17 protein-coding genes are annotated in these 18,495 nt (G+C 68.7%); 11 read left to right on the forward strand and 6 right to left on the reverse strand.

The genetic code is table 11. From position 1 onward, the window contains the following. Window positions 1-195 precede the first annotated feature (195 nt). Both F5972_RS27410 and F5972_RS27415 read left to right on the forward strand, forming a co-directional pair. On the forward strand, window positions 196-801 hold the full coding sequence (locus F5972_RS27410; protein ID WP_150937311.1) for a DoxX family membrane protein: 606 nt from the start codon (window positions 196-198) through the stop codon (window positions 799-801). Window positions 802-889: 88 nt separating this feature from the next. Then, entirely contained in the window at window positions 890-2,623 is a 1,734-nt protein-coding gene (locus F5972_RS27415; protein ID WP_150937313.1) for a sensor histidine kinase, read from the forward strand. 116 nt (window positions 2,624-2,739) lie between these two features. Here the strand turns inward: F5972_RS27415 and adhE are convergent, their stop codons facing one another. After that, entirely contained in the window at window positions 2,740-5,412 is a 2,673-nt protein-coding gene (gene adhE / locus F5972_RS27420) for a bifunctional acetaldehyde-CoA/alcohol dehydrogenase (RefSeq protein WP_150937315.1), read from the reverse strand. A 323-nt stretch (window positions 5,413-5,735) separates the two neighbouring features. Between adhE and F5972_RS27425 the strand changes: the two genes are divergently transcribed. The 6 genes from F5972_RS27425 (at window position 5,736) to F5972_RS27450 (ending at window position 11,230) form a co-directional block, all read left to right on the forward strand. Next, on the forward strand, window positions 5,736-6,689 hold the full coding sequence (locus F5972_RS27425) for an Acg family FMN-binding oxidoreductase (RefSeq protein WP_150937316.1): 954 nt from the start codon (window positions 5,736-5,738) through the stop codon (window positions 6,687-6,689). Between the two features lie 54 nt (window positions 6,690-6,743). Continuing rightward, on the forward strand, window positions 6,744-7,148 hold the full coding sequence (locus F5972_RS27430; RefSeq protein ID WP_150937319.1) for a type II toxin-antitoxin system VapC family toxin: 405 nt from the start codon (window positions 6,744-6,746) through the stop codon (window positions 7,146-7,148). Window positions 7,149-7,256: 108 nt separating this feature from the next. Continuing rightward, window positions 7,257-7,520, forward strand: coding sequence for a hypothetical protein (locus F5972_RS27435; protein WP_150937321.1), 264 nt, complete (start codon window positions 7,257-7,259; stop codon window positions 7,518-7,520). 64 nt (window positions 7,521-7,584) lie between these two features. Then, window positions 7,585-7,818, forward strand: coding sequence for a hypothetical protein (locus F5972_RS27440; RefSeq protein ID WP_150937323.1), 234 nt, complete (start codon window positions 7,585-7,587; stop codon window positions 7,816-7,818). A 599-nt stretch (window positions 7,819-8,417) separates the two neighbouring features. Beyond that, window positions 8,418-9,872 (forward strand): cellulose binding domain-containing protein, encoded by a 1,455-nt coding sequence (locus tag F5972_RS27445; RefSeq protein WP_191910333.1) that lies wholly within the window; start codon window positions 8,418-8,420, stop codon window positions 9,870-9,872. Window positions 9,873-9,988: 116 nt separating this feature from the next. Further along, complete coding sequence (locus tag F5972_RS27450) at window positions 9,989-11,230, forward strand: cellulose binding domain-containing protein (protein ID WP_225311945.1); 1,242 nt, start codon at window positions 9,989-9,991, stop codon at window positions 11,228-11,230. Between the two features lie 198 nt (window positions 11,231-11,428). Here F5972_RS27450 and F5972_RS27455 read toward each other — a convergent pair whose 3' ends face one another. Both F5972_RS27455 and F5972_RS27460 read right to left on the reverse strand, forming a co-directional pair. Then, window positions 11,429-11,707 (reverse strand): DUF397 domain-containing protein, encoded by a 279-nt coding sequence (locus F5972_RS27455; RefSeq protein ID WP_150937325.1) that lies wholly within the window; start codon window positions 11,705-11,707, stop codon window positions 11,429-11,431. Beyond that, on the reverse strand, window positions 11,704-12,567 hold the full coding sequence (locus F5972_RS27460; protein WP_150937327.1) for a helix-turn-helix domain-containing protein: 864 nt from the start codon (window positions 12,565-12,567) through the stop codon (window positions 11,704-11,706). The genes F5972_RS27455 and F5972_RS27460 overlap by 4 nt, the downstream gene beginning before the upstream one ends. Before the next feature lie 330 nt (window positions 12,568-12,897). On the opposite strand from F5972_RS27460, the gene F5972_RS27465 reads away from it, so the two are divergent. After that, a complete protein-coding gene (locus F5972_RS27465) occupies window positions 12,898-13,323 on the forward strand; it encodes an ATP-binding protein (RefSeq protein ID WP_191910334.1) in 426 nt (141 codons plus the stop codon). Here the strand turns inward: F5972_RS27465 and F5972_RS27470 are convergent. The 3 genes from F5972_RS27470 to F5972_RS27480 all read right to left on the reverse strand — a co-directional run bounded on the left by F5972_RS27470 (window position 13,297) and on the right by F5972_RS27480 (window position 15,392). After that, window positions 13,297-13,977: an endonuclease V gene (locus F5972_RS27470; protein WP_150937331.1), complete on the reverse strand. Its 681-nt coding sequence runs from the start codon at window positions 13,975-13,977 to the stop codon at window positions 13,297-13,299. The two genes, F5972_RS27465 and F5972_RS27470, sit on opposite strands and share 27 nt — an antisense overlap. 359 nt (window positions 13,978-14,336) lie before the next feature. Then, window positions 14,337-14,540 (reverse strand): DUF397 domain-containing protein, encoded by a 204-nt coding sequence (locus F5972_RS27475; protein ID WP_150937333.1) that lies wholly within the window; start codon window positions 14,538-14,540, stop codon window positions 14,337-14,339. 9 nt (window positions 14,541-14,549) lie between these two features. Beyond that, window positions 14,550-15,392, reverse strand: a complete 843-nt coding sequence (locus F5972_RS27480; protein ID WP_150937335.1) for a helix-turn-helix domain-containing protein — start codon at window positions 15,390-15,392, stop codon at window positions 14,550-14,552. A gap of 253 nt (window positions 15,393-15,645) precedes the next feature. Between F5972_RS27480 and F5972_RS27485 the strand changes: the two genes are divergently transcribed. Further along, window positions 15,646-16,074 carry an ATP-binding protein gene (locus tag F5972_RS27485; RefSeq protein WP_150937337.1) on the forward strand — a complete coding sequence of 143 codons (429 nt, stop codon included), beginning with the start codon at window positions 15,646-15,648 and terminating at the stop codon, window positions 16,072-16,074. A gap of 114 nt (window positions 16,075-16,188) precedes the next feature. Beyond that, a complete protein-coding gene (locus tag F5972_RS27490) occupies window positions 16,189-18,354 on the forward strand; it encodes a DEAD/DEAH box helicase (protein ID WP_150937339.1) in 2,166 nt (721 codons plus the stop codon). Window positions 18,355-18,495: the final 141 nt, after the last annotated feature.

Genomic DNA, 18,495 nt, shown 5'->3' on the forward strand with positions numbered 1-18,495 from the left:
CGCCCCGGCCAGTCGTAGGGCCCTGTGATCGTGACGACACACGGTGTCCGCCCCACTTGGGCCGAAAGTCCCACGAGCACGGGACTTCGGGGTGATTGGAGGGTGCCGTACGGCTCCTGCGGCGCGGCCCGTGATCGCGGTTTTCTTGAGGTGTTGAGAAGAGAGCAGACGCGAAAACGTTGAAAGGGGCCCGTCATGGCCATCACCGAAGGACGTAACCGGAGGAACCACAACCTCCACCCCGCCGCTCCCACCGTCCCGGTCACCGTCCCCGCCCCCCGCACGAATGACGAGACGATCCCCGCCACCACCGGCGCCGGCCCGGTCCGGTACGTGTGGGCCGCCGCCCGGATCGCGATCGGCTGGGTGTTCCTGTGGGCCTTCCTGGACAAGCTGTTCGGCTGGGGCTTCGCCACCCCCGCCGCCAAGGCGTGGATCAACGGCGGCAGCCCGACCACCGGCTTCCTGAAGGGCACCGCGGACAGGACCTTCGGCGACCTGTTCGGCGCCCTCGCCGGTCAGGCCTGGGTCGACTGGCTGTTCATGACCGGCCTGCTCGGCATCGGCGCCGCGCTCATCCTCGGTGTGGGCATGCGCATCGCCGCCGCCGCCGGCGGGCTCCTCCTGCTGATGATGTGGGCGGCCGAACTCCCGCTGACCACCAACCCCTTCATGGACGAGCACATCGTCTACGCCATCGTCCTCGCGGGCCTCGCCCTGGGCGGAGCCGGCGCCACCTTCGGGCTCGGCAGGATCTGGGCCGCCACCCCCCTGGTCCGCCGTTTCCCGATCCTCAAGTGAACCAGGCCTGATCTCACGGCCGGCTCCAGTGCCCACCCCCGGTCCCGGGGGTGGGCACTGGCATGTCCGCGATGCGAAACTGCGCACCATGACGGAGAAGGAGCCCACTTCGCTGATTCCGAGCATGCGCTTGGATGATCTCCTGGCCGAACTGCAGAGCCGTCTGGAGGCGGTGCTGGCCACCCGGGATCGGGTCCACGCGCTGCTGGAGGCGGTCGTGTCGATCGGCAGCGACCTCGACCTGGAGACGGTGCTGCGCCGCATCGTGGCGACCGCCGCCACCCTGGTGGACGCGACCTACGGTGCGATGGGCGTGATCGGCGAGGACAACACGCTGGTGCAGTTCGTCCCCGTCGGGCTGAGCGAGGAGGAGATCGCCCGGATCGAGCACTGGCCGCACGGCCTCGGCCTGCTCGGCCTGCTGATCAAGGAGCCGCAGAAGCTGCGGCTGGCGGACATCTCCGAGCATCCCGAGTCGTACGGCTTCCCGCCCGGCCATCCCCCGATGGGCAGCTTCCTCGGGGTGCCGGTGCGCGTGCGCGACGAGGTGTTCGGCAACCTCTACCTGACCGAGAAGCGCGGCGGCGGAGACTTCGACGAGGACGACGAGGCGATCGTGGTGGCCCTCGCCACCGCCGCGGGCGTCGCGATCGAGAACGCCCGCCTGTACGAGGAGAGCCGCCGCCGGGAGACCTGGCTGCAGGCGTCCTCGGACATCACCACCCGGCTGCTGTCGGGCGGCGAGCCACAGGAGGTCCTCACACTGATCGCCGGGCGCGCCCGCGAGATGGCCGACGCCGACGCCGTGGCGATCCTGCTTCCGGACGGGGCGCGCGACGTGCTGCGCGTCGCGCTGCGCGATGTCGGGCCGGGCAAGGACGGGCCGGACGCGGACGGACCGGGCGCCCGGCTCGCTGACGACGAGGTCGCGGTCGATGGCTCGCTCGCCGGCAGAGTCTTCCTGAGCGGGGAACCTCTGGCCCTGGACGATCTCGACCACCACCAGGTGCGTCTCGTCTGGGCCGACGATCCGTCGGTGGGACCCGTGGCGGCCGTGCCGCTGGGCGCGGCCGGGACCGCACGCGGGGTGCTCGCTCTGGCCAAACGCCCGGGACGGATGCCGTTCAGCCAGTCGGAGCTGCGCACGCTGCACGCCTTCGCCGGGCAGGCCGCCGTCGCGCTGGAGCTGGCCGAGGCGCGCAGGGACGCCGAGCGGCTCGGCCTGCTGGAAGACCGCGACCGCATCGCCAAGGACCTGCACGACGTGGTCATCCAGCGGCTGTTCGCCGTCGCGATGACCCTGATGAGCACGGTGCGGCTGGTCGAACGCCCCGAGGCCTCCTCCCGTCTGCAGAGCGCCATCGACGAGCTGGACACCACCATCCGGCAGATCCGCTCGACCATCTTCGCTCTGCAGACGCCGCGCGAGGACGACTCCCCCAGCCTGCGCGCCCAGGTCGTCGACCTGGTCGAAAGCGCCCGCGGGCACCTGGGCTTCATGCCCGGCCTGAGCCTGGAGGGCCGGCTCGACAACGACGTGCCCGCCGAGATCGCCGAACACCTGCTCGCCGTCCTGCGCGAGGCCGTGTCGAACCTCGTCCGCCACGCCAGGGCCACCCGCGCCGACGTCGTCGTCCACGCCGGGGACGGCCGCCTGGTCCTCGTGGTGGAGGACAACGGCGTCGGCATCCCGGCCGAGGGGCGCCGCAGCGGCCTGCGCAACCTCGCCGACCGCGCCGGACGACTCGGCGGCGCCCTTACCCTCACCTCTCCCGAGGGCGGCGGCGCCCGCCTGGAGTGGACGGTGCCTCTTGACGGATGACAGGAGTGGACGAGTGCGGCGGGCGACGCGGCGGCCCCGCGGCCGGCCTCGATGTGGAGGCCGGCCGCGGGGGCTGGGATACAGCGGACGGGATGCGGTGCCGCGATGACGGGTGCCTACTCCGGGGAGGACCCGTAGTAGGCGGCGCGCATCAGCGCCTGCATGTCCTCCAGCATCGGCATCCGGGGGTTGGCCGGCGCGCACTGGTCCTCGTACGCGTTGAGCGCCTGCTGCGGGAGTGCGTCGACGAACGCCTTCTCGTCGACGCCGATGTCCTGGAAGGACCGCTCGATCCCGACCGCGTCGCGCAGACGCTCGACGGCCGCGGCGAGCGATTCGACCCCCTCGGCCGGCGTGGCCGCGGGCAGGCCCAGCGTCTGGGCGATCTCCTGGAACCGCTCGGGGGCGCGGTAGTCCTCATACTTGGGCCAGCCCGACAGCTTCGACGGGACGGTGCCGTTGTAGCGGATGACGTGCGGGAGCAGGATTGCGTTCGTGCGCCCGTGGGCCACGTGGAAGGTGGCGCCGAGCGTGTGGGACATGGCGTGCACGATCCCGAGGAAGGCGTTGCCGAAAGCCATGCCGGCGATCGTGCCGGCGTTGTGCATCTTCTCCCTGGCCTCCGGGTCGGCCGCGCCGCGAGTGACCGCCCGCTCCAGGTAACGGAAGATGATCCTGATGGCGTGCAGGGCGGGGCCGTCGGTGAAGTCGCTGGCGTACACCGACACGTACGACTCGATCGCGTGGGTGAGGGCGTCGAAGCCGCTGTCGGCGGTGACCACCCGGGGCAGGTCGGCGGCGAGGACCGGGTCCACGATCGCGACGCTCGGGGTGAGCGCGTAGTCGGCCAGCGGATACTTCTTGCCGGTCGCGGTGTCGGTGATCACGGCGAACGGCGTGACCTCCGCGCCCGTGCCCGAGGTGGTCGGCACGCACACCAGCCGGGCGAGTTCACCCAGGGCCGGGAACCGGAACGCGCGCTTGCGGACGTCGAAGAACTTCTCCTTCATGTCCGCGAAGACGACCTCGGGGTGCTCGTAGCGCAGCCACATGACCTTCGCCGCGTCCATCACCGAGCCGCCGCCGAGAGCGACGATGGTGTCGGGCCGGAACGCGCGCATGACGTCGGCGCCCCTGTCGACGGTCGCCACGCTCGGCTCGGGCTCGACGTCGTCGATGATCTGCAGCGCCACCCGCTCGGGGCGCCGCCGGAGCACGTCGACGACCCGGTCGACGTACCCCAGGCGGGTCATCACGGCGTCGGTCACGACCGTGACGCGGTGCACGTCCGGCATGTCCGCGAGGTAGCGGATCGCGTTCGGCTCGAAGTAGATCTTCGCCGGCACCTTGAACCACTGCATGTTGTTGTTGCGCCGCCCGATCCGCTTGATGTTGAGCAGGTTGACCGCGGAGACGTTGTTTGACACCGAGTTGTGCCCGTAGCTGCCGCAGCCCAGGGTCAGCGACGGCAGGAACGCGTTGTACATGTCGCCGATGCCGCCCTGGGAGGCGGGGGCGTTCCAGATGACCCGCACCGCCTTGACCCTGGTGCCGTACCTCTCGGCGAGCGCGGCGTCCTCGGTGTGGATGACGGCGCTGTGCCCGAGGCCGTCGAACTCGACCATGCGCTCGGCGAGGACCAGTCCCTCCTCCCGGGTGCGGGCCCGCAGCAGGGCGAGCACCGGGCAGAGCTTCTCCCTGGTCAGCGGCTCGTTCGGGCCGACCTCGTCCACCGGGACGAGGATCAGGGAGGTGTCCGGCGGCACCGCGAACCCGGCCCGCTCGGCGATCCAGTGCGGAGACCGCCCCACCACGTCGGGGTTGAGTCTCGCCTCGGAGCAGGAGGCGCCGCGCGCGGTCACCCCGAACACGAACTCCTCCAGCTTCGCTTTCTCCTCCGGCGTCGCGACGTACGCGTGGAGCCGGGCGAACTCCGCCAGCGCGGCGTCGTGGATCTCGTCGTCGAGGATGACGGCCTGCTCGGAGGCGCAGATCATGCCGTTGTCGAACGTCTTCGACAGCACGACGTCGTGCACGGCCCGGCGCAGCTTGGCCGTCCGCTCGATGTAGGCGGGGACGTTGCCCGCCCCGACGCCCAGGGCCGGCTTGCCCGCCGAGTACGCGGCCCTGACCATGGCGTTCCCACCGGTGGCGAGGATGACCGACACGCCCTCGTGCCGCATCAGTGCGCCGGTCGCCTCCAGCGAGGGCTCCTCGATCCACTGGACGCAGTGCTCGGGCGCACCGGCCGCGACGGCGGCGTCGCGGACGATCCTGGCCGCCTCGGCGCTGCAGCGCTGGGCCGCCGGGTGGAACGCGAACACGATGGGATTTCGGGTCTTCAGCGCCAGCAGGGCCTTGAAGATCGTGGTCGAGGTGGGGTTGGTGACCGGCGTGACGCCGCAGACCACCCCGACCGGATCGGCGATCTCGACGATGCCGTCGATCTCGTCGCGGGAGACGACGCCGACCGTCCTGAGGCCGGCCATGCTGTGGGTCACGTGCTCGCAGGCGAAGATGTTCTTGACCGCCTTGTCCTCGAACAGGCCGCGTCCGGTCTCCTCGACCGCCAGACGGGCGAGCGCCGCGTGCCGGTCCAGCGCCGCGACGGACGCCTTCTTGACGATGTGGTCCACCTGCTCCTGAGTGAAGGACTCGTACTCCGTCAGTGCCTTCAGCGCACCCGTCACGAGCGTGTCGATCGCGGCGTGCAGAGCGGCGGGCACACTGGCGGACGCAGTGGCGGGCACGATGGTCGGCAGCGCGCCTCCGGTCGGGGAGTCGGTCATCTCGATCACCTCATGGGGTCAGGGCGGCTTGTCACCCTCATCCTTCTGCGGCCGCCCCTCCCGGGCCGCCGCACAAGGACCCCGTCCCCCAGGACCAAGGTCATCGGTTCCGGTGTGCACCGGGCGCGGGCCCGGCCTGACAAGAGTGATCGGTCCCGCCGTCCGGCGACGGAAGTCCCCATCTGCCGGTCCCTCGGACCCTGCCGCCGGACCGGCACGGTGAAAAGACTGTCGGCGTGACCAAGCGGTCATGGTGGTCACGAGCGGAGAGCTCCCCTGCCGAGGCGCGTGAGCGCGTCGCGGACTCCACGAGAAGGTGTGCCATGATGCCTCCCTTCGCCACCGACCTCGCCGTCCGGCGGCTGATCACCGCCACCGGACAGGCGCCCTCGGTGCTCAACACCCAGCCCTGGCGGCTCAGAACGGTCCGGGGCGAGTGCGCCGAGCTGCTGGCCGACCCCGACCGGAGGCTCCGAGCCAGCGACCCCCGGGGGCGCTCGCTGCACGTGAGCTGCGGCGCCGCCCTGTTCAACCTCCGGCTCGCCGTATGGACGACCGGTCACCGGCCGCTGGTCCGGCTGCTGCCGAACACCGCCGGGGAACCTCGGCTCCTGGCCGCCGTCCATGCGTCGCCGTACGGGCCCGCCCTCTCGCGGACCCGGGAGCTGTACGACTCCATCGGCCTGCGCCGGACCAACCGGGAGCCGTTCGGCGAGCGCCGGCTTCCCCGGCATGTGCTCGCCGACCTGCGCCGCGCGGCCGCCTGTGAGGGGGCCGCCCTGGTCGTGCTCGACCCGCGTGCCTCGGCGGATCTGCTGGAGTGCGTCGCCGTCGCCGACGACGAGCTGTCCGGGGACAGCGGTTACCGGGCGGAGCTGCGGGCGTGGACGACGGGCGGAAGCCGCTGCGACGGCCTGCCGTCCTATGCGCAGGGCCCTCGCTGCGCCGACGACCCGGCGCCGGTCCGCGACTTCGGGCAGCATGGAGGGCGCGAGCCGGTCCACTTCGAGTCCCGCCCCCAGTTGGCGGTGCTCACCACCGCGGGCGACCGCCCCGTCGACTGGCTGCGCGCCGGCCAGGCGTTGCAGCGCCTGCTGCTGACCGCGACCCTCCACGGGATCTCGGCCTCGTTCCTCAACCAGCCGCTCGACCTCCGCGACATGCGTCATCGCAGCGATCCCCACCACCGGCGCGGGCACATCCAGATGATCATGCGACTGGGGTACGGCCCCGCGGTCCCCCGCGCCCCCCGCCGCCCTACCACCGAACTGGCGTGACCTCGCAGCAACCGGTAGTGCGGCGAGCCGGTGGTGCTATGGGAGGCTGCTCGCATGACACGCTTCGTCCTCGACGCTCCGGTCGCCGTCCGGCTCGCGACCGACGGTCTGGCGATCCCACCGGGTCATGCGCTGCTCGCGCCGGCGTTGCTGCGATCCCAGGCACTCGCGCTCGTGTACGGCTCCGTCCGCCGAGGCGACGTCGATGAGCGGACGGCGAGGACGATCCTCGACGGCATCCGTTCCTTGCGCATCCGGCTGCTCGGAGACCGCGTGCTCCAGTCCGTCGCCTGGGAGGTCGCCCACACGCTGGGCTGGCCGGACACGTACAGGGCGGAGTACATCGCACTGACCCGGCTCCAGGCGGACGCGCTCGTGACCTTCGACGAAGAGCTCTCCAAGGCGGCGAGCACGATGATCACGACCGCTCCCCTGACCCAGCTGCTCCAGGCGCCATAGTCACTTCAGCGAGTCGCTCACAGCGTGCGTGTCCTGCCATGCGCCACCCGCACTGCCGTTCGAGCAACCTTCGCGCAATCTCACATGGAGTGACGGCATCTTTACGCAGTGCTTGCCGCTTTCGTCGACGAGAGCCTTCGCCGCCGCCCCGGCGACCACAGCGTCTACGCGATGGCGGCGGTCATCGTGGACCTCGCCGACTGCGACGACGTCCGCCTGACCCTCCAGGCTCTCCGCCTCGGCAAACAGCGCCGCCTGCACTGGCGGGACGAGTCTCCGGCTCATCGGCTCGACATAAGCCGAACACTGACAGAACTCTCCCTGGACAGCATCGTCACCCGTACATGTGCACGACAGGAGCGTCCGGCATGAACGGGCGAGACGCCTCTGCCTGGAACGGCTGCTCTACGAACTCGACTCGAAATGCGTGGAGAGAGTGACTCTGGAAAGCCGCTACGCCGACGACCGGCTCGACAGGAGCCTCCTGACAAGCATGCGTCGTTCGCTTCGCATCTCGCTGACCATGGAAGTGTGCTGGGCGTCGCCCTACGACGAGCCGTTGCTTTGGGCAGCCGACGCCTTCGCAGGCGCCACCACATGGTGGCTCGATGGGCAACCACAATGCTTCAAGGTACTCGCCGACCGTATCCGGGTCATCTGCCTGGATTGATTTCAACGCGCGAAGGCCGGGCACCCGATATCCCTCGGTAGTCCCGGCCTCACTTCCGCACTCCCAGGGGCGCGGCACCTCCCAGTGTGCCTCACCACACGTGATCGAGCAAGCGCGTTGAGCCATGGGGGAAGGTGCGAAGGGCTGGCACCGACGGGCGGAAAGTACCCAAGGAACGAAAGTTTCAGGCGTGGACTTTACGCCGCCGGCGGCCTTCGCGGGGCTGACCTGAAAGGAAACAACGCCCCCTTCGCGTCTACACGACACGACGTCAGAGGACGTTTGACACCTGCGTGTTCGCGTTTTTAGCGTCTCTTGACGCCGGCCCCCCACCGAGTTGGACGGTTCATGAAACGTTTGCTCTGGCCGTCAGCCCGATCCGTGACGGCGGCCCGCCGGGTAGCCGCAACGTGATCATCTCCCCGCCGCCCGGTACCGGGGACCGGACGCCATCGGCGCGCGGCCACGCCGCCCGCAGCGAACTGGGATCACCCACCGCGACCGAAGCCTCCCGGCGACGACCCGACCCCAAGCGACCATCACCTCTCGGCCCCCGCCGACTGCCGGGCCGTACACACCCCGCTGAGAAACGGATCGCCATGAAGTTCACACGCCTGGCCGTCGCCGTCGGCACCGTCGTCGCCGCCGTCGCGACTGCGCTCGCGTCGCCACCCGGAGCGCAGGCCGCCGCTGGGGACGGGACACCCACGGACCCCAACATCCGCTTCGTCGGCCGCTGGGACACCCGTGACAGCGGCGCCTACGTCCCCGGCTGGGCCGGGGCCTATCTGACCACCGGGTTCACCGGGACCACCGTCAAACTCAAGCAGCGCAACACCATCGACCTCTACTACAGCATCGACGGCCGCCCCGACGTCTACCTGCAGAACGTACGAGGCACGGTCAATCTCACCGCCACCCCGCTTTCGGCGGGCAACCACACCCTGCGCGTGTCCTACCGGGTGGTGGCCGGCTCTTATCACGGCGATGCGGTGTTCCAGGGGCTGGTGCTCGACTCGGGCGCACGCACCCTGCCCGCCCAACCGGCCAAGGGCATGGTCGAGTTCGTCGGCGACTCGATCACGGTCGGCACCACCACCTCGAAGAACGCCCTCACCGCGTACGGATGGCTGGTCGGCGAACAGCTCGGGCTCGACCACATGCAGGTCGCCGAGGGGGGCGCCTGCCTGGTCAGCACCGCCGACGGCTGCGTCGGCCTGGACCGCCGCTTCGTGAAGGTCAGCGCCGCGGACGGGGCCGTCGACCACGACTTCGCCCGCTACCAGGCGGACGTCGTCGTGATCAATCTCGGTACCAACGACGCCGGGCACGGCGTGTCCACGACGCAGTTCCAGGACTCCTACGTCGGCCTGCTGCGCACCATCCGGAGCAAGTATCCGAAGGCCGCGATCCTGGCCCTGCAGACCTTCCGCGGGCGGTTCGTCCCGCAGACCCAGGCCGCGGTGCAGACCGTCAACAACGCCGGTGACCGCAACGTCTTCTTCGTCCCCACCGACGGATGGGTGCCGTCCGACGGCCTGTCCGACAGCGTCCACCCCAACGACGCCGGGCACCGCGCCATCGCGGCCAAACTCGCGCCGATCGTGGCCGCTCACCTCGCTCCGCCCGCCACTCCCAGCCCGACCCCGACGCCCTCCGCGTCGCCCAGCCGCACCCCCTCCCCCTCCCCCACGCCCTCGGCGACGCCCAGCGCCACCCCGAGCGGCCAAGTCGGCGCGTGCGCCGTGCACTACACCGTGACCAACCAGTGGCCCGGTGGCTTCCAGAGCGAGGTACGGGTGACCAACACCGGCAGCAGCACCCTGAACGGGTGGGCGCTGGGCTGGAGGTTCTCCGACGGCCAGCAGGTCAGCCAGGGCTGGAACGGCACGTTCACCCAGACCGGCGCAGCCGTCACCGTCACGAACCCCACGTGGAGCCCCGCCCTCGCGCCCGGCGCCTCCACAACGGTCGGCTTCACCGCCACCGCCAACGGCGCCAACTCCACCCCGGCCTCCTTCACCCTCAACGGCGCCGCCTGCACGCTGACCTGACGCGGTCCCGCCGATCACGCGGCCACCGTACGACCCCGTGTCTGAGATCCACTTCTGCCCACCACGCCGTGCCGGCCCCCTGACCGGCGGAGCGCCCGAGAAGGAGACAACCGCAGATGAGCATGTTCCGGCGGCGCGCCGCCACGGCGATCGCATCCGCTGCAGCGGTCCTGACGGGGGCGCTGACGTGGGTGGTGGGCACATCACCCGCCGGCGCCGCCACCGGCTGCGCCGTCACCTACCGGATCACCAACCAGTGGGCCGGTGGTTTCGGCGCGGACGTCACCGTGACCAACCTCGGCGACACGATCAACGGCTGGACGTTGACCTGGACCTTCTCCACGGGCCAGCAGGTCACTCAGGCCTGGAACGCGACGGTCACGCAGACCGGCGCGAACGTCACCGCCAAGAACGTCGACTACAACCGCACCATCCCGGGCAACGGGTCGGCGAACTTCGGGTTCAACGGCTCGTGGAGCTCCGCCAACCCGGTGCCGGCGAGCTTCGCGCTCAACGGCGTCACCTGCACCGGCGGGGTCACCAGCAGCCCCAGCGCCTCCCCGACCCGCTCCCCCAGCGCGAGCCCGAGCCCCAGCGCGACGCCGAGCCCGAGCCCGACGCCGAGCGCGAGCCCGAGCCCTGGCAAGATCATAGTCTGGCTGGCCGGCGACTCCACCGTCGCCAACAGCTCCGGCGACCCCATCGTCGGCTGGGGCCGCGAGCTCAGCCAGTACCTCACCGCCAACGCCACTGTGACGAACAACGCCGTCGGCGGCCGCAGCATCCAGACCTGGCTGTACGAGTCGGCGGTCACCAGCAACACCAACTCCTCAGGCGAATGCGTTCTCAGCTCGACCGCCTACGCCGCCCGCTGGCAGTCCATGCTCGACGCCTCCACAGGGATGAAGACCGGCGACTACCTGTTCATCCAGTTCGGCATCAACGACGGCTCCCCCACCTGCCCCCGGCACGTCGGCTCCGCCCGCTATCGCGAACTCCTCACCGCCATGGTCCGCGCCGCGAAGCAGCGCGGCGCCAATCCCGTGCTGGTGACCCCCGTGGCCGCGCTGACCTGCAGCGGAAGCACCGCAACGCCCAACCGCGGCTTCCTGACCGAGACCTTCGACGTCGGCTCCGCCACCGGCACCCCGGTCATCGACCTGCACAAGCTGAGCTACACCCTCTACAACAGCCTGCGCTTCTGTCCGTACAGCGGCGACTACACCTCCGGCCCGGTGGGCGCCTTCTTCGCCAACGACCACACCCACTTCGAGGCGTACGGCGCCCGCCAGATCGCCGGCCTCGTCGCCGGAGCCGTACGCGACCAGCGACTCGGCCTCTCGGCGTACCTGCGATGACAACCTGAGCCACCCCGGCGCCGCCACCACGAGGCGGCGCCGGCAGGAACACACCGTGCCGCCCTTTACGGCGTAGATTTTGCCGTTGCGCCGCAGCCGCCCAGAGCATGCCCTGAGCGGCCGGCAGATTCATGCCGACGGCATCACAGAGAAGAGGCTCCTCGACAGGGAGCCACCCGGGCCGGAAGCGCTCGGGTGTCAGTTCAGGTCGTCGAACTCGCCGTCTTTGACGCCGCCGACGAAGGCACCCCATTCGGACGGCGTAAACGCGAGAACCGGACCGTCCGGATTCTTCGAGTCCCGGACCAGGAACAACCGCCGGGCGTCCGCCTTGTGCTCCGTACCCGCCTCGGCAGCGTCGGCGACGGCGATCTCGACACAGTTCGAGCCATTGCCGCTACGACGGCTCTTTCGCCATGTGACGCGAGACAGGTACACAGACAACCCCTTGGCTTCTCTCGGCAGAATCGCTCTCATCGGGACCCTTCGGCCAGCCGCGCGATGAGCCGCCTCGACTCGTCGGGGTCGAGCGCCATCGCTCGAAGATGGTCGAAGGCCAGCGAATACCGGTAGATCTCGGCATCGCTTTCGACGTACAGGTTACTTGTCGTGCCCTCGACGTACACCACATTTGGATCGTGAGTTTCTCGGAATTCAAGCAGGGCGAAAGTCCCGGCCGTCGCGGGATGCGCGCCCTTCGCGAAGGGCAGCACCTGGATCGTGACGTTGTCCCGGTCCGCGAACTCGAGAAGCCTTTCGTACTGCTCGCGCATGATCGCCTCGGAACCGACCCTGCGGGTGAGCGCGGCCTCGTCGACGACGGTCCAGAACCGGAGCGGGCTCTCGTCCCGGAGCAGCAGCCGCTGCCGGGTCATGCGCACCTCCACCCGCCGCTCGACCTCGGCCGGGGAGGACATGCCCATAAGGGCGGCACGGATGATCTCCCGGGCGTACTCGTCGGTCTGCAGCAGTCCGTGCACGATCATGCCGTCGTAGCTGCGGATGAAAGCCGCGTCGGCTTCGAGCTGGATGTAGGCCGAGTAGTCGCTCGGCAGCGAGTCCGCGTAGGCGTCCCACCAGCCCCGGGTGCGGGCCGTCCTGGCCAGCGCGTGCAGACCGGCCCGCCTGTCGTCGGCCAGTTCGTAGAGGTCGAGCATGCGGGTGAGGTCCGGCGAGGTGATCCCGACGCGGGCCGTCTCGATCCTGGACACCTTCGCCGCCGACCAGCCGAGGCGCTCGGCGGCGTCCTCCAGGGTCAGCTCCTTGCGTTCGCGCAGCCTGCGCAGTTCACCGGCCAGCCGTCTGCGTCGGACCGTGGGCCCACGCCCGTTCGTCACGGAAACCTCCCCGATCGTCACGCACAGTGTGCCGCCCAAGGAGAGACCTCATCAGGCAAACCAGCGAAGACGCCACACAAGCAAATTTGCAATTTCACTTGCCTGCGTGCGCCCACGGGATGACCATCGAGGCAAGCAGCTCACGATGGGTTACCGATCAACAACCAAATGCGACCGAGCGGATGCCGCGCCGGCGAGAAGGGGTCGAAGATGCGAACGGGCGACCAGGAAAAGCAGGCCGTACGGCCTGCCTCGTCTCCGCCTTCACCGGGAGGGTGGGCGCCGCCCGAGCCGTACGTCGATCCCGGGTGTGCGGGTCTCCCGCAGCACTTGACGAAGGCGGTTGGGCTGCTGGGGCGGATCGACCTGCCCGGTGAGGCCGCTTCGGTGCGCGGGGCGCGTCACTACGTGCGGGTGCTCCTGGCCGGGACCGGGCACCCGCGGGCCGACGACGCCGTGCTGCTGGTCAGCGAACTCGTCGCCAACGCCGTACGGCACTCCGACTCGCGCCTGCCCGGCGGGCAGGTGACCCTGGCGGTCGGCCGGCATTCCGGAACGCTCCACATCGACGTCATCGACGCGGGTTCGGCCACGCACGCACCGCACGTACGGGCCGGCACCGATGCGGAGACGTGCTCGGGCCGGGGGCTGTGGCTGGTCCAGGAGCTGGCGGCGGCCTGGGGCTGGCATGAGAGCGCGGCAGGCCGGGTGGTCTGGTTCCAGCTCACGCTATCCAGCCCTTCGACGCCTTCGTAGCTCTTCACGTGAGAGAAAGTCCGCCTTGCGGATCGCCTCCGGAAGGCGGAATTCACGGCTCATCTTTAGCGTCAACTCGGTCGCCTGGTCCAGGCCAACTCGATGCCCTACGGATAGGAACACCGGTTTGATGCCGGCCTGCGTACGGAGCACACGACCAAGCACCTCGCCATCGTCAACGATCGGCGACCAGTCACCCCGTTGCGACCCAGGATCGACAAACTGCATGCCAAAGGGCGACTTCGCCACACCGAACGACGGTAAACCAGTCACCACACCTATGTGACAGGCCAATCCAAAGCGTCTCGGATGAGCGATTCCGTAACCATCACAAACAAGCACATCCGGCCGGCCCGCCAGTTTTCCAAGCGCTTCCCGAAGAATGGGGACCTCACGAAACGCCAGCAGCCCAGGGACATAAGGGAAAGTCACCTCACCGTAGGCGATGGCAGTCTCTCTGACCTCAAGTGTCCGCAGCTCTATCAGGACCGCCGCAGCCGCCGCGTACCGGCTGTCGACTTCGTATGAGACGTCCAACCCTGCCACGAATTCAGGAGCAGTCCCAAGACTATTGGTCAAGTCGAGCTGATCTCGGAGCGCCGACTGCGCACGCACGGCTTCGGCCACATCCAGGGACGTCTCATAGGGTTCCATTTCACTCCAGCACAAGCCAGTAACATGGAATACCTAATCTGAATATTCCCAATTCTCCACCATCCAAGGGTCATCCACTGAAACTCGAGTCGCGAAAACCCCGCACGACGGACACGCCATCACGCCATCACGCTGTCGTCAGCGGTGCGCACGTGCACCGTCCGGTGCCCGTCCGGTCGGCCTCGGCCGACGGCAACCACCACGCTCTCCAAGCCCAGCAGCAACGTCGCATCGGAAGGCGACTGGACAGAGTCGTTCACGTCCGTGGTCTCTCGAACTCGACCAGCCACCGGCCGGCCTCCTCGCCGAGTAGCGGCCCTGGCCCAGCGTCTCGCTGAGCCCCCTGCAGCGTGACGCCGTCAGTCGAAGGTGCCGTGCTTGACGCCTCCGATGAAGGCGCACCATTCCGCTGAGGTGAAGGTCAGAACGGGCCCGTCGGGATCCTTGGAGTCCCGTACGGCCCGTCCCCCACCCGCAAGCTCCGCGACCTCGACGCAGTTGTCACCGGACCCGGAGTATGAGCTCTTCCGCCATTCGAGGAGGTAGGGCGGGGAAAGGTCCATGATCGCCTCCTAGCGAGGTTGCTCGATCAACGTGGTCAAGTGTGCCACCGATAATTCCGGGCTGAGCGCGGACGACCGGATGAGGTCGAAGATCAGGCTATAGCGCTCCAGCTCTTCAGGAGTCTCCAAGTACAGGTCACTTGTGGCGGTCTCGATGTAGACGATGCTCGGATCGCTCCGATCCGGGAAGTTCAAGATCGTGAAGGCACCGTCCATCGCGGCGTGGGCTCCAGCCGAATCCGGAAGGACCTGAATGTAGATGTTCGGCTTGGCGCTCATGTCGACGAGATGTCGCAGCTGCTGCCGCATCACCGCCGATCCGCCTACAGCCTTGCTCAGCGCGGCTTCGTCGATCACCGCCCACAGGGTGGGCGGTGTCTCGTCGTGGAGGACGCTCTGCCTCGCCATCCGCGCCTCCACACGACGGCGGATCTGGGCATCCTCCAGCACCCGGCCGCCCTTGAACATCGCCGTGGCGTATTCCTCCGTCTGCAGCAGCCCAGGTACCCGGAGATCCTCGTATGTGTTGATCAGGGATGCCTCCGCTTCGAATCCCGCCAGCGACCCGCGCCACACATCCTGGTAGCTGGCCCACCACCCCTTCTCCCGAGACTGACGCGCCAGCGTAAGGACGGCTTCACGCTGCACCGGGTTCGTCACCGAGTACAGGTCGAGGAGCGCCCGGATGTTGCCCAGGTCCGGCCTGGTCCACTTGTTGGCCTCCATCTTGTTGAGACGACCGCGCGACCATTCCAGTCGGCGTCCAGCCTCCTCGACGCTGAATCCAGCTTGCTCGCGCAGACGAACGAGTTCGGCGGAGAGTCGGCGCCGACGGACCGTAGGGCTCGCCATGGTTACTCCTCAGCACAAACAGGACTTTCACCGCATAGAAACTTTCGCCTTGAAAGTCTCTCCGCGATAGATAACCATCAGGAGCATACCCATAACTATCCGTGACCGGAGGTGATCGCGGACGATCTTCGGTGGAGCCGTGACACGAGGGGCTTGACCACAGCGAGCAGAGAGAAAATCCCGGCGTCCTCGGGCGTGGTGTTGCGACCACCCGCCCGAGGACTGGATCAGGAACTCGGAGCTACCTGACCTGATGAAGAACCCTAACCTCATCCCCCCACCTCCCATAAGTGACGACGGCGCGAAGGAGGCATGCTGGGACCTGCCCGCCGCCCCCGAAGCGGTGGGCAGGGCGCGTCGGCTCGCCCGGGAAGCCCTCGCGGCCTGGGGCCTGTCCGTCCTCGCTGAGGACGTGACCGTAGTCGTCTCCGAAGTGGTGACCAACGCGATAGTCCACGCGAAATCACCCGTGACCCTCGCCCTGTTCCGGCACGGACGGAGCGTACGGGGCGAGGTCGCCGACCACAGCAGCGTGTGGCCTGCCCCGCTGTCGGCCGGGCCGGACGAGGAGCACGGACGCGGGCTGGCCATCGTCACGGCCTACGCCGACCGGTGGGGCGTCGACCCCGCACCGGAGGGCAAGACGGTCTGGTTCGTCTGCACGGCGCGGGAATCGTCGTGAACGGGGCCGCTGCCCGGATCTTCCACGAGGTAGGAGCCGGGCAGCAGGCTCACCACGGTTCGTACCCGTAGGACCACCTGTTGGGGACGCCTCATCAGCCCCCAGGAGGTCCGCGTGCCCCAGCTTGCCTTCGCCAACAGCTTCTGGGACAGATACGACGTCCTGGAGAAACAGGTCAAGGTCGGGGTGCGCCGGGCGATGGCGAAGTTCCAGCAGCTCACGATCGCCGAACTCCATTCCGACAAGGGCCTGCACCTGGAGTCGGTGGAGAAGGCACGGGACCCGCGCATGCGAACCATCCGCGTCAACGACTTCTGGCGCGGCATCGTGCTGGCACCCGACGACGGCAGCGACACCTTCCTGCTGCTGAACGTCGTTCCCCATGACGACGCCTACACCTGGGCCGCGAAGCGCCTGTACACGGTCAACACCGCTACGCACGGTTTGGAGGTGCGCAACGTCGTCGCCATCGAGCAACTCACACCTGCCCTTGAGAAGGCGGCGGCGCAGGCGCCGACGTTGCTGTTCTCCAAGCACTCCGACTACGTGCTGCGCGAACTCGGCATCGACGACCAGGTGATGCGCGCCGCTCGAACCATCATCGACAAACCGCAACTGGAGGCATTCGGGAACTTGCTCCCGGAGGACCAGTTCGAGGTCCTGCAGTTCCTCGCTGAGGGTTTCTCACCCGAGGAGGTCTACCGGGACGTCGTCGCCGAACGGAGGCCCGCGGACGCGATGCCGGACCAGACCGAAGACCTCGCCACGGCCATCGCGAACACCGCCAGCCGCATCACCCTCATCACCGGTCCCGACGAACTGGCGGACATCCTCGACAAGCCGTTCGCGGCGTGGCGGGTGTTCCTTCACCCGTCGCAGCGACGGGTCGCCTACCGCGTCTCCTACAAGGGATCGGCGCAGGTGACGGGAGGCCCCGGAACGGGCAAGACCGTGGTCGCCCTGCACCGGGTTAAGCATCTGCTCTCGCGCTCGCCTGACAGCCGGATTCTGCTCACCACCTACACCAACGCCCTCGCCAGGGCCCTGCGGGAGAACCTGACGCTGCTCCTCGACAACGAGGAGCAGCTCGCCCGCGTGGACGTGACCACCGTCAACGCCTTCGCGCACCGCGTCGTACGTGAGTTGGCCGGCCGTGTGCCGACCGTCATAGGAGACACCGACGAACGGCACATCTGGCGCCGGATCTGCCGCCGGCTCGACCTTCCTTGGACGGAACAGTTCCTGGCGCAGGAGTTCCGGCACGTCGTCCTCGCTCAGCGTGTCAGCGACAGGGAGGAGTACCTGCGGGCCAATCGACGCGGGAGGGGCTCGGCGCTCGGGCCTCGGCAGCGGGAGCGTGTCTGGCAGGCCATCGAGGCGTTCACGGCGGAGTTACACGGCGCGGGCACCACCACTCACCTCCAGGTGTGCGCGCAGGCCACCCGGCTGCTCGACGGTGCCGACCTCTCCGTACACGGCTACAACCATGTCGTCGTCGACGAGGCGCAGGACCTGCACCCGGCCCAGTGGCGTGTGCTGCGGGCGGCGGTGGCCGAAGGGCCGGACGATCTCTTCATCACCGGCGATCCCCACCAGCGGATCTACGACTCTCGGGTATCGCTCGGCGCACTGGGCATCTCCGTCGCCGGGCGCAGCAACCGCCTGCGCATCAACTACCGGAGCACCGAAGAGATCCTCACCTGGTCGACCGGCCTGCTCGACGGCTCCCAGTTCCAGGACCTGGGGGGCGAGGGCGGGGACAGTCTTGCGGGCTATCGCTCGCTGCTCCACGGCAAGCGGCCGCACGCGGCCGGCTACCCGACCGAAGAAGCCGAGGTCACGGCGCTCGCGGAGCGAGTGCAGGAATGGATCGGTCAGGGTGTCCGGCCGAGCGAGATCGCGGTCTGCACCCGTTTCAACATCCTGCTGGACAAGGTAGCCGCCCGGCTGACCACCGCCGGCGTCCCTGTCGTACGAGTCAAGGATCACCCTGATGGGAACGCCGACGGAGTACGACTCGCGACCATGCACGCGATGAAGGGCCTGGAGTTCCGTTGTGTCGCGGTGGCAGGGGTGACCGCGCGGGCTCTCCCCTTCACCAAGGAGATCACACCCGCGGACGTAGACCGGATACAGCACGAGAGCGACATGCTCAGAGAGCGCTGTGTTCTCTTTGTGGCGTGCACCCGAGCTCGCGAGGCACTCTGCATCTCCTGGAGCGGGACACCAAGCCCCTTCCTGTCGTCCGTTCCGGCGAGTGGCGCGCCCACACGTCACTGATCTGCGGAGTCGGAACGTCGTCGCCGGTTGCCCGATGCGCACCGCCGACGAGCGGACTTCGGCTGCCAGCGGTGCGATCACTCACCCAGCTGCGCAAGAGCATGAGGCAACCAAAATGACTGTCACAATCCCATAACAGCA

This window comes from Microbispora cellulosiformans, from assembly GCF_008728085.1.
Lineage (GTDB): Bacteria > Actinomycetota > Actinomycetes > Streptosporangiales > Streptosporangiaceae > Microbispora > Microbispora amethystogenes.